Source organism: Anaerococcus obesiensis ph10 (assembly GCF_000311745.1).
GTDB classification, from domain to species: Bacteria; Bacillota; Clostridia; order Tissierellales; family Peptoniphilaceae; genus Anaerococcus; species Anaerococcus vaginalis.
In genome coordinates, this window is the sequence record NZ_HE978533.1 from 20,320 (window position 1) to 27,487 (window position 7,168).

A 7,168-nucleotide genomic window follows, 5' to 3' on the forward strand; every position below is an offset into this window, starting at 1 on the left:
ATTATCCGTTGTTATTATTCCCGAAATTTGGGCATTTACATTTTCAAGTTTTCTTATTGATGAATTTAATTTTTTCTTCTGAAATCTTTTTTTCTGGCAAAAACTATAACTGAATCTGCGAGTCTTGGATAAAAATTTGCATCGTCGTATTTTTCGTTATCTGCTGTATCTAAAAATATAAAATTATATTTTTCTTTTAGAGAATCAAAAATATTTTCTATCCTATCATAGTTTAAAATGCTTGGATTTATTTCTCTTTGTTCTGGTGCAAGAATTAGGTCAAGATTTTTTTGGAAATGATCTTTTACTATGAAATTTTCATAAGGTTTTTCCTTTTCCAAAATATCAAAAAATCCTCTATCAAATTCAATATCGCACAAATCTCCCATCATTGGATTTCTAAAATCAGCTTCTATAATAATTACCTTGTAATTATCTTTTGCCAATGCTCTAGCTAAATTTAAAATCAAAGATGACTTGTTTATCTTTTCATTTGATGATACAAATTGTACCAAAGAATTTTTATCTGCAATTTTCAAAAAATTATTTTTTAAGGATTCAAAAGATTTTTCTATCTCCTTCGCCTTATTTTTATTAAACATCTAAATCACCATCATCATATTTTGGCATATCTGCAATTATTGTATAGTCTTTGTTGTTTTCTTTGTTTTGATATAATCTAAAATCTTCATCTTCCTCAGCTGATAAATCTTCATTAGAATTTATATCTTGGGATAATTCATTGTCTTCGTCGTCGTAGTATTCTTGTACTAAATTTCCATCTTCATTTATATAAGATTCTTTTACATTATCATAATCATTTTCATAATCGTATTCTTCTTTATCATCATCTTTTGTAAATACGACTTTTCTAATTTCTTTTTCTTCAACATATTCTTCTTCATCATTATTTTTTGAATTTCTAATTGACACTACAAGTGAACCGAAAATAAAATATGTTATAAAAGCTGCAAGTCCAACTTTTAGTGAATCTTTTTCGCTCGTTTTTGCTAAACTTGCATTTGGATAAGCCTTGTCAATTACTACCGCATCAGCTTTGTAAAGTTGATTAATTACTGCAACTGTAATTTCTGCATATTCATCTGCTATATCTTCTGCCCTAAGTTTTATAGAATCTTTTACATTTATATTTAAAATATGGGTATTGGCAATTGCTTGTATTTGAATTTTTTTGTCAAGTTCGCCAGGATCCATATCAAGTTTTAAATTTTCAATTACCCTTTTTTTGATAGCATTTGAATTTACAGTTTCTGCATAAGTGTAAGCAGTTTTATCATCATCTTTTATTTTTTCATTAGAGGTTGTAAGGATTTTTGATTGAGCCTTATAAGTTTTTATACCAAACTTATCAAACAAAAAATAAAATCCTATTCCAATTATAAGGCCAAAAACCAAAGCCTTTGGTATTACGCTAAATACTGATTCTTTCTTTTTCATTATCTCCTCCGAAATTTCTGTAATTTATTTTTATTTAAATTATTTTTATTTTTCAAAACTCTTATTCTAATTTTACACTATAAGGAAAATTTTTTAAAGTTTTGCCAAAGCAAAAAGGCGGGTTTCCCCACCTTTTATTTTTAAAATTTTATTTAATTATTAGAAAATATAAAAATACAATTACTGCAAGGACAATTCTATATTTTCCAAAAATAATGAAGTCATTTTTTTGTACGTAAGAAATAAATTTCTTAATTACTATATAAGCAACTATAAAACTTAAAATCATTCCTATAAGAATTAAAATCCATTCATATCCTGAAAATCCTGATACATTTTTTACAACTTTTAAAAGAGTTGCTCCAAGCATAGTTGGAATTGCCAAAAAGAATGAAAATTCTGCACTAGCTGATCTTGAAAGTCCCAAAATCATTGCTCCAATTATTGTCGCAGCTGACCTTGATGTTCCTGGAATCATTGCAAGAACTTGAAAACATCCTATAAAAAATGCTGTTTTATAAGAAATTAATGAAATATTATCGACTCTTTGTCTGTTTTCTTTTTTGTTTTTATTTTCAATTAAAATTATTCCAATACCCCAAACAAAAAGCATAAGGGCAACAACCATTGGATTAAATAAATACTCATCAATTATATCGTCAAATAAAAATCCCAAAATTCCTGCTGGTATTACTCCAACTATAACTCTTTTCCAAAGCTCAATTGTTTCTTTGTAAGGATGAGTTAATCTATAATAAAATTTTGATTGGCCATTTAATTTCGCATAATTTTTTGGAAAATATCTTTTTGTTTTTTCAAAATCCCAAGGATTTAATTTAGAAAAATACAAAACAACTACTGAAAGTATTGCTCCAAGTTGAATTATTACATTAAAGGCGTTGGCAAATTTTTCTGGTTCAAGTTTTACAAACTCATTTACCAAAATAAGATGACCTGTTGATGAAACAGGCAAAAATTCTGTAACTCCTTCTACAATAGAAAGAATTATTACTTTTAATAAATCTAAAATCATTTTTCAAATTCCTCCATGAATGAATGTTCTTTACCATTTATTTTATATCCCAAAACCATATCGCAATTTACATTTTCAGCTGATCTTAGGATTGATTTTTCTACATTTGGTATTTCTTCTTTTAAATCTTCAATAAGATTTTTTATTTTTTTTCTTGTATAAGACTCACTTTTTTTTGTAACAGTGCAAGCACAATTTAAGGCACTTAATCCTACATAATCACGCCAAGCTATTACATCTTTTTCTTCTATAAAATACATGGGTCTTATAAGCTCCATATCATCAAAATTTTGCGCCAAAAGTTTTGGCTTCATTGTTTTATAATTTCCAGCATACAAAACATTCATCAAAGTCGTTTCGATTGCATCGTTCATGTGATGGCCCAAGGCAACTTTATTACAACCAAGCTCTTTTGCCTTGGCGTATAAAAATCCCCTCCTCATTCTCGCACACATATAACAAGGATAGTCTCCAGAAATTTTTTCGCTAATTTCAAAAACATCCGAATCGAAAATTTTTGCTGGAATATTTAAATATTTTAAATTTTTCTCCAACAAATCTCTGTTTTCTTTATCGTAGCCTGGATCCATGCAAATATATTCAACTTCAAAATTTACATTTGAATGTTTGTGCAATTCTTCAACAAGTTTTGCTGTCAAAAGTGAATCTTTTCCACCAGAAATCGCACAAGCGACCTTGTCGCCCTCATTTATTAATTCATATTTTTTTACAGCTTTTATAAATTTTGACCAAAGCTCTTTTCTATATTTTTTTATAATTGATCTTTCAATTTCTACTAATTCCATCATAACTCCACTATGCTTGAAGGTTCGTTTCTTTTTGCAACTTCCAATTGTATATCTTTATTTGTGTCTAGTCCGCAGGATTTTAGGTAATTATCTACAGTTATCCTGCAAAGTTCTTCTGAATTATTTGTTTCAGACAAGTGAGCAAGAAAAATTTTTTCATTTTTGCCTTGAAGGGCATCAGCCAAAGATTTTGCCGATTGTTCATTTGATAAATGTCCCATCTTTCCCATAATCCTAACTTTCATCGAATAAGTATAGGGACCTCTTTTTAAAGCATCAAGGTCATGGTTTGCCTCAAAATAATAAACATCTGATCCCTTTATCTCATTTAAAATTCTCTCATCAATTATTCCCGTATCAGTCAAAACCGTAATTTTTTTATTATCCAAATACAAAATAAAACCAACTGGTTCATTTGCATCGTGATGAATTGATATTGGAAAAATATCAAAAGAATTGAAATTAAAAAAAGAATTCGATTTGAAAATTTTTATATTTTCATCTTTTAATTTCCCAGCATTTTTAATAAAAGAAAGCCAGGTTCCCTTGTTGGCATAAATTGGAATATCATATCTTCTGCTCATGACAGATGCTCCCTTTACGTGGTCGATGTGTTCATGAGTTAAAAAAATTGCATCCAAATTTTTTGGATTTTCGCCAATTTGAGATAAAAGATTTTCAATTTTTCGTCCCGAAAAACCACAATCAATCAAAATTTTTGATCCCTTGTGTTCAACAAAAACAGAATTTCCCGAAGATCCTGAAGCTAGAGAGCAAAATTTACTCATAATACTTCCTATCTTTTTTATTTTACAAAATTTATTTTAACATAAAAATATGTAAGATTTTAGAAAAATCTTACATAAATAACTAATCATATAATACTGGTTTTTTCGCTCTTTTCAATTTTAATTGGCAAAAAATATTTTTTCTAAAATATCACAAACTCCATCTTCATCGTTTGAATAATTTGAAACAATATCAACCATTTCTTTTACACTTTCTCTCCCATTTCCGCAAGTTGCAGAAACTCCTGCCATGTTTAGCATAGTTTTGTCATTATTTGAATCGCCAATAGCAAGCGTTGATTTTAAATCAACATTTAAAATTTCGCACAATCTTTTTAAAGCCTGACCCTTGTCAGCCTCCTTGTGCAAAACTTCAAAAACTTCTGGCACATTTCTTACTGTTTGATAAGTTTTTAAAAGTATTTCATTATAATTTTTTTCAAATTCATCAACAGCATCTTTGTTTCCAGTTATGGTAATACTATCAACCCTTTGACTCATATCTTTCTCATCAATTTTTTCAATAGGCATTTTTAAAATTTCAGATTCAAATAAAAAATATTTATTTACCTTTTCGCTATTGCTATACAAATTATATTTATTGTAAATTCCTATTTGAAGCTTATCGTTTATTATCTTTTTAAGATTTAAATAATCTCCCATGCTTAAAATTTTTTTTGAAACATCCGACTTGTCCTTATTTTTAATTATAAGAGAGCCAGTATTTGTTATAGAATAATCATCATCAGAATTTAATTCCAAATCATCAAGTATCCAAGAAAATCCACCAAGAGGTCTTCCAGTAGCAATAACTACAAAAATCCCCTTTGCTCTCAACTTTTTAATAATTTCAAAATTTTTCCTAGAAACTTTTTTATCCGAATTTAAAAGAGTTCCATCAAGGTCAATAGCTACAAGTTTTATATTTTTTTCCATATTCACTCCTAACTTTCTTCTCTTTTTATTCTATCACATAAAATTATATATTTTAAAAAATAAAAATAAGCCTTAATGCAAAGGCACAGACTGTTTATAAAGTATACAAACCCTCAAACTAAGAATATCATACGGAAAAAATTGATTTGATTTCAAATTTAAAAATTCGTCAAAAATCGCACTGTTTGAGCGTTAGCGAGTTTGCGATTTTAGAATTTTGGAATTTAGAAATCAACAATTTTTGGAGTCAGATATTCGTGCTTGAGGGTTTGTCTACGCTCTCAGCCTTAATGTAAAGGCTTATTAATAAAATTTTCTATTAATTTATTTTTATCATAAATTTCTTTTTCTATATTTTTATAATAATCTCTAAGATTTCTCTCATTTCTATATTTTTTTCCATTCATCAATTTTGAATTTGCATTCATGCCAAGGCCTATAATATTTTCAAGCTCTTCATTTATTAAAATATTATATCGTTGAGAAGTATTTTCTTTTTCATATCCAATATTTTCCAAATTTCCTATTATGTTTTTTTGCCTATAAAGATAATAGGGCTTGTAGGAATTTTCTTTTGTAAAAATTTCTATATCCTTTGCAATTTTTATACTTTCGCTTTCATTTCCATTTATATTTTCTTCGAAATATTTTGAGCCAACTTTCTGAGCCAGTGCATGGAAGGTTATATTATCTGGTTCTAATTTTTTTAAAATTTCAAAATTTTTAGAAAAACTTTCCCTATTTTCTCCATAAAGTCCAACTATAAAATCCATATTTACAATAAAACCAAGTTTTTTGGCATAGTCATAAATTTTAACAAAATTATAAAAATTGATTGGTCTGTTTATATTTTCCAAAACATTCACGCTAAAAGTTTGGGGGTTTAAGGAAATTCTTCCTACATTTTTTTCTTTAAACAAAGCTAATTTTTCAAAGTCAAGAGTATCTTCCCTGCCTGCTTCAAGTGTAAATTCATTGAAAATAAATTTTTCGTTGATTAAAGACAAAATCCTATCCAAATCTTTCACAGATAAATTTGATGGCGTTCCTCCGCCAAGATAAATTGTATCCAATTTTTTTGGCAAATTAATTTTTGAAATTTCTTCTAATAAAAAATCGACATAAAGATTTTTTTCTACTGTGTTTGACACAATAGTCGGATAAGAACAATACCTGCACCTTTGAGGGCAAAATGGAATATTTATATAAAGATTAAAATCTTTTGCATCAAATTTTAATTTGTCCTGACTTTCTTTTATAGCTTTTAATAAATTGATTTTATTATCTTTTAACTTGTAAATATTTTTCAAATCATCAAAACTATGATTTTTTAAAAGTTTTGAAGGCTTTGACCCTGTTAAAATCCCCCAATCAGAAGTTTTTTTGCTTTCTTTTTCCAAAATTTCAAAAAGAATTTGTTTTAATTTTAAATTTGAATCAAAAAAGTAGGACTTATTTTTATTTTCAATAAGTCCATTTTTTATCAATATATCAGGATTTTTTTCAACAAAAGAAAAATCTTCTTTGTCATAAAAAATATTTAAAATATCATATACAATTTTTCTTTGATTTTCATTTTCTAAATATATTTTCATATTTCTTTTACAATTTCTCTCGCCCAAACTTGGTCGATCATTGATGTTTCTTTGACATCAACAAAGGCTATGTATTTGTCATACAAAGTTTGATAAAGATCATCCACAAATGGCATTTTGAATTTTCCATTTTTTGTTACAATTATAAATTCATTATTTTTATAGTGCATAGCCAAAATATCTTCTTTTTTAAATTTAAAATCTGGACTTTGAATTAGGACAAACTTCATTATTTCAATTATATTATCAATTTTCCCATCATCGAAAATAGAAATTTTTTCCTTCAAATCAAGGTCATTTTTGCACATTCTTATTATAAAATCTTCTGCCTTATTTTTATTTAGCCTATCCAGAATTTTTAGGGAAGATTTGAAGGCTAGTTGATTTCTTTTTTGGATAAATTTAGGATCATTTACAAACATCAACTTCTTGTCATTATCTGTATAAACATATCTATAATTTAATTTAAATAATTTTTTGCAAGATGGACATTCAACAAGACCTACATTTTCTATAAAATCTTTGTCATTAAGAGAAAATATTGCAGTA

8 protein-coding genes are annotated in these 7,168 nt (G+C 27.2%); all 8 read right to left on the reverse strand.

Annotated features, from left to right (window positions below; genetic code table 11):
• Positions 1-65: 65 nt before the first annotated feature.
• Positions 66-602 (reverse strand): AAA family ATPase, encoded by a 537-nt coding sequence (locus HGAG_RS09360; RefSeq protein ID WP_019118893.1) that lies wholly within the window; start codon positions 600-602, stop codon positions 66-68.
• The gene (locus HGAG_RS09365) at positions 595-1,458 is read right to left on the reverse strand and encodes a YveK family protein (RefSeq protein ID WP_019118894.1); all 864 of its coding nucleotides are present in this window, start codon (positions 1,456-1,458) and stop codon (positions 595-597) included. The genes HGAG_RS09360 and HGAG_RS09365 overlap by 8 nt, the downstream gene beginning before the upstream one ends.
• A 148-nt stretch (positions 1,459-1,606) precedes the next feature.
• Positions 1,607-2,491 carry an undecaprenyl-diphosphate phosphatase gene (locus HGAG_RS09370; RefSeq protein WP_019118895.1) on the reverse strand — a complete coding sequence of 295 codons (885 nt, stop codon included), beginning with the start codon at positions 2,489-2,491 and terminating at the stop codon, positions 1,607-1,609.
• A complete protein-coding gene (locus HGAG_RS09375; protein ID WP_019118896.1) occupies positions 2,488-3,297 on the reverse strand; it encodes a tRNA 2-thiocytidine(32) synthetase TtcA in 810 nt (269 codons plus the stop codon). Before HGAG_RS09375 ends, HGAG_RS09370 begins: the two co-directional genes overlap by 4 nt.
• Positions 3,297-4,088: an MBL fold metallo-hydrolase gene (locus HGAG_RS09380; RefSeq protein ID WP_019118897.1), complete on the reverse strand. Its 792-nt coding sequence runs from the start codon at positions 4,086-4,088 to the stop codon at positions 3,297-3,299. Before HGAG_RS09380 ends, HGAG_RS09375 begins: the two co-directional genes overlap by 1 nt.
• A 120-nt stretch (positions 4,089-4,208) precedes the next feature.
• Entirely contained in the window at positions 4,209-5,024 is an 816-nt protein-coding gene (locus HGAG_RS09385) for a Cof-type HAD-IIB family hydrolase (RefSeq protein WP_019118898.1), read from the reverse strand.
• A 287-nt stretch (positions 5,025-5,311) separates the two neighbouring features.
• Positions 5,312-6,619 carry a radical SAM protein gene (locus HGAG_RS09390; RefSeq protein WP_019118899.1) on the reverse strand — a complete coding sequence of 436 codons (1,308 nt, stop codon included), beginning with the start codon at positions 6,617-6,619 and terminating at the stop codon, positions 5,312-5,314.
• Positions 6,616-7,168 (reverse strand): CpXC domain-containing protein (locus tag HGAG_RS10980; RefSeq protein ID WP_019118900.1); only part of this gene is annotated, 553 nt, incomplete at its 5' end. The genes HGAG_RS10980 and HGAG_RS09390, both read right to left, overlap by 4 nt.